Here is a 5,069-nt window from a genome sequence, read left to right on the forward strand (position 1 = left end):
ACAGAGTCTCCTACAGCAAATCCAGTTGTTACGCTATTCCCATTCGCTACAAAATTTCCGTTTGCAGTACTAACAATCTTTTGCCATTCTCCAACACCATCAGGAGCTTTACGTACTTCTTTAGAATACGTTAGACCAGCATTCGTTGGAAATGTCCATCCTGTGGCCACTCCTGCGTTATCACCAAGCATCATTGGATTTTGATTTAAAATGGTTGCATCTGCATTAGATATACCTAGCATCGGGATTGGTTTAATGAAGTTTTTGAGTACGTTATATACTTCTGTCCCCATTAATGTTGCACCAGTTTGAACTGGATGTGTTCCATCGCTTGATAGCCCGGTTACAAGTGATCCATCTGTTGCATTTATTAACGTTTTCGCCATATCTACCAAAATAACATTTGGATTGTTGATAGCGTAATTTCTAATCCATGCATTAGTTTTATCTTTGACAAGCTTTTGAGCAGCTGTTGTGTGATAATGCGATGGTGTAACAGTAGATGTAATAATCACAATGTTGTTTTGAGTCAAGATTTTATAAATGTTTTCTAAGTTTGCAATTAACGCTTCATAGGTAGTATTAGCAGATATATCATTCACTCCACCCATAAAGAAACAATACTGAGGCTTGTACTGTAATACGTCTTTATCAATACGTGCAAGCATCTGATTAGTTGTATTTCCGCCTATTCCAGAGTTTTTCAAAACATTAAATGGACTACCCAAAAGAACATTTGCCCAACTAAAATAACCTTTAGAATAATTGTATGCATACGTTGTGGTTTCAATAGAATTTTGCTCGGTAATACTGTCACCAAATAACACGATTGTATTTGATTTAAACGCAACTTTTTGCGACAAAATCCCAATTTGATTTGTGTTCTCGGTTGATTTTGCAAGTGCTGTTTCGGCTGTTTCTTTCGATGCAACTAAGGCGGGAATATCCACGCCTTCAAGCTGTTCTCCTGCATCAATTGCTTTTTGGATTACACCGAATTCATTTGTTGATTCAATCGCATCATCGCTTGATAGAGATTCTTCAACAAGGAATGAAATCTTTTGTGTTTCTATGACCTTTCCGTTCTCTTCAATTTGAATTTGTCCAATTACTTTACCAACGGCAGCTAACGTTTGAGTTTTCAAGATGATTTGGTATTTCCCTTTAAGCGCATTAATCGCTTGGCAATCGTCTTGGAACACTCTCGTTCCGTCCGGCTTTTTAAAGGACATTCTCACTGCTGTTGCGGTTGATAAATCAGCTTCTAATGTTTTATTTGTGATGTTCAACAATAACTTAGCACTGTTTTGATCGTTTTGTGAAAATCTAATCTCAGGCGCCGTTGAAAGATTTACTAAATCAACATTGACTTCGTATGTTTTAAAAGTCATTGTCTCACTCCTTTTAGGCAAAATAAAAAGAGAGACGTTTGTCCCTCTTTTTTTAAAAACTTTTTATATTTTATAATCACTTAAACAATAGCTAATAAACTCTAAATAGCATTACCTGCTTCCACTAAATAAGCAGGAGTAGTATTAAATTTATTTGTACACCCTTTGAAACTGTTACCTGTAACAACTACGGCTTGTGACGTACCACTAAATTGAACGCCGTTTGTAAAACCTCTTACAACGCTGCTTGTTATCGTTACATGTTCGCAATCTTGTGTATTGAAACAACTGTTTGCTATTGTGCCCGTATTTGTGGCAATCGCCGATACACTCGCATTTTTCACATTGATAAGTCGAATCATATGTGAGCTGTATTTCGAACTATCTACCGTCAACGTCATGTTAACGATATTTACACGGTCCGCCATAATGTATACACAAGCCGAACCAACTGCTCCCACTGGATTTCCTGGCAGGATGTCCACGTTACTAATATTCAAAGAACCACCCGTATGTCCTGCACGTATTGGTGCGTACGTATCTCTGAAACTGCAATTCTCCATAATTAAACCGTCACCAGTGGTATGACTATAAATTCCATATCCATCAACCGCGCCGCCAATGTTCGCACCAATGATTTTCATATCTTTAAATAGTTTACCTACATAAATACAAGTTGATTTCTCAGGATTTCTATCACTTGGTGCTTGAAGTGATTGCCATGTGCCTCCGTTAATTGTAACGTTGAAGTGACTGCCCGCCTCGGTTCCAGATAAACGGCAGAATGCATTCGGGCTTCCTAACGATGTACAGTTTTCAAATGTGATATTCCCCATTTTAGAACCTGCTGGCGTTTGTCCTACCGCAAATCCTCCAACTTGTTGCGTCGAATTCGATGCATCTGGATAATTATCTATTGCTATACAATTAATATAGCGAATGTTTTGTAAGTCGAATTCCGGCAAATGAATGTGTACCTCATAGCCACAACCGCGATTATTGATAGCCTTACAGTTTATATATTCAATATATGACGGCCCGTCGTCCAGTTCAAAAGCATTCATGGAAGACGAGCCTTCCCCATTAATCGTACAAGAATTTTTCACTACACATGTATCAAATGCGATTCTAGTTGAAAGACCTTTGTGAACGGATCCTATAGGTGCTTTAAAGTTTTGATCTGTAACACTGATTCCGTCTTCCTTAATGTTGTCGCACTCTACATTGAAGTATGAATAACGAACAGAACGAAGATCTAAAGCTCCTTTCGCATTTATAACTTTGCAGTTTTTAACTTTAACATAGTCACTAGTAATAAATTGCAATCCATATACAGGATTATTAGCAGCATCGAATGTAATATTTTCAATTGTAATATTTTCGTTCAATCCAACGATAGGTTCTCTATCAGTAGCACTAGGTAACTTGTAAGTTGGAAAATTAGCATTAATCAACATCGACCTAGAATAGAATCCAGTGACTCCACCAGTGTTTTTGTGAACAATAATTGTATTATCAGGATTCTCACCAATGATCTTTGTTGATGATTTAACAGCTAGCGTGCCACATAAATATATTCCTCTCGGGAAGTAAATTAGTTTTCCAGAATCAATAGCAGTTTGTATAGCTTTTGTATCGTCCGTTACTCCATCACCTTTAGCGCCAAAACTTTTAATGTTCAATACCATATCTGAAATTAACATATTGATACTTTGAACGTCTGAATCAATACGTTTTTTTAGAGTAGCATGACTTACTCCATTTACGTCTACTCTCGCTTGAGCAGCTTCTACAGAAGAATCGCCCTCAACTACAATTTGATTCAGCTGTTCTTGAACTGATTGTGATGTGATATTCGCTGTTTCTGATGTTATTTTTGCTTCTTGCGCTATCTGTTCAGCTGAAATTGAGTGTTGTTCAGCTGAATTAGATTTTTGTTCGGCTGCAGTTGCTTTACTTAAAGCGCCAGTTGCGATTGCATCCAATCCAGCTAACTCTTTAAAGTTATTATTCAAATCATTGCGATATTGTTCATTCCAATTTGTTCCTAATTCTTTAATGACCATATCACCGCCTCCTTACTGCATTCTCATTCTAAGATTGTGGAACTTGCGATGCTTGTTGTTGCAAGGTAGCCAAACAATCAGAACACACATTTAACGTACCTAATTTGTACAAGTGCGCATTCTTTTTACACATATCGCAGAATGTATCTGTTTTACGTAAATAAACCTGGTCATGATCTGAGAAAATCTCAATAACATCACCAGGTTTAACGCCGATATCTTCCAGTTTATCTAATGGTATTTTCACAGAACCGTCTTCACTAATTGTTACTGTAACGCCTAAATATTGATATGCCATATTATCCTCCTAAACTGTTATAGTAAAATTCGCCCACCCTAGTCCACCAATGTGACCATAATATCCCCATCCTTTGAAGCCATTCATATATCTGATTGTTCCCATTGAATCAGGGGTTCCACCATTCACATTTACACCATCTGCACTTAAGTGACATTTAAAAACAGCTTTTGGTGCTTCGACGTAAAATGAATTAGATGGATTCAATACTTTGAAAGTTACTCCGTTTGAAGCTTCAACCCAATAACCGCCATTGGTCGCATATTGGCTAATACTACCGGAAGCTTTTGAATATAAATTCCCGCCAGTTAAAATATCGATATGACTATTGGAATCTAGACGAATCATGCTTGTATATGCGCTTAACTGTTTATCAGAACGCAAATCGATTCCGTTTATTCCTTTTACAGTCATTAAATTATCTCCATAAATTCCCGGTGTTGTCACCGGGCAATTAAAAACGGCTGACTGGCTGTTGAATGTTATATTATTTGTTCCTCGCAGGAATAATTTATCACCAGATAATATATCCATATTACTTGTTGTATCTAAACGAAGCATATTTCCATAAGCACTGATTTGTTGATCTGAATGAAGGTTAATCCCTTGTTTACCTGTAATCGTGGTGAGCTTATCTCCATAGAGTAGAACATCTCCGTTAGAGTTGATATTCATTTTACTTGGATAATATGGATCACCTTCACTTGTTATCCCTTTTGCAATCCCAAAACTTGCAGCATAATAAGTCCCTAGATTTTGTTGTGAGATTACTAATGTTCCATCTTTGAAATTTGTATTATCTACATTTTCATGAAGTAAAATTGTCGGTTGAAGTCTACCATCTCTGTTAATGTAGTATCCGAGAAACAATCTAGTTAAGTTCGATTCCATCAAACGAATGAATTGTTTTTCTATATGAACGTAATTGGCTCCGCTATCTGTACGTAATGTGGAACCTTTAATTTCTCCTGCTAGAATTCTTTCTGCAACAATCCCTCGTCCAGTAATGGCATTTTTAAACGTTGTTCCACCATCAGTACTTACACCTAAACCTGCACTATTTAAAATCACAACGTAGTTTGGATTAGTTTTATCTATCGCGATTAATCCTTTTTCAGTGATATCAATTTCACTAGTCACACCTAGAATCATATTTGTTACGTTTGCTACTTCTGCTGCCATAGCATTAATTGGGAGTTTTTCTCGACCTTCCATTAAGTCATTAATTGTTTTTGCGGCATGGTTCAAATTAGCTTGATATCTTTTTGTGATATCTTGACTACCAAACGTTAATTGAATGTCTAGAATATTACC

The 5,069-nt window shown here is 36.8% G+C and carries 3 protein-coding genes and 1 pseudogene; all 4 read right to left on the reverse strand.

What is annotated here, in order from left to right; all coding sequences use genetic code 11:
- The coding region (locus J4P91_RS28175) for an SGNH/GDSL hydrolase family protein (RefSeq protein ID WP_207996724.1) at positions 1-1,391 on the reverse strand (1,391 nt) is incomplete at its 3' end.
- A gap of 101 nt (positions 1,392-1,492) precedes the next feature.
- A complete protein-coding gene (locus J4P91_RS28180) occupies positions 1,493-3,457 on the reverse strand; it encodes a glycosyl hydrolase family 28-related protein (RefSeq protein ID WP_207996725.1) in 1,965 nt (654 codons plus the stop codon).
- 28 nt (positions 3,458-3,485) lie between these two features.
- Complete coding sequence (locus J4P91_RS28185; protein ID WP_207996726.1) at positions 3,486-3,755, reverse strand: AbrB/MazE/SpoVT family DNA-binding domain-containing protein; 270 nt, start codon at positions 3,753-3,755, stop codon at positions 3,486-3,488.
- Between the two features lie 9 nt (positions 3,756-3,764).
- Positions 3,765-5,069: pseudogene (locus tag J4P91_RS29290) on the reverse strand (hypothetical protein); the annotation flags it as partial.

Source organism: Bacillus sp. XF8, from assembly GCF_017498755.1.
In the GTDB taxonomy this organism is placed as follows: Bacteria; Bacillota; Bacilli; order Bacillales; family Bacillaceae_G; genus Bacillus_A; species Bacillus_A bingmayongensis.

Excerpts from the sequence above, each read along its gene's own strand:
- J4P91_RS28185 (WP_207996726.1), bottom strand. The coding sequence starts at position 3,755 with ATGGCATATCAATATTTAGGCGTTACAGTAACAATTAGTGAAGACGGT.
- J4P91_RS28180 (WP_207996725.1), bottom strand. The coding sequence starts at position 3,457 with ATGGTCATTAAAGAATTAGGAACAAATTGGAATGAACAATATCGCAAT.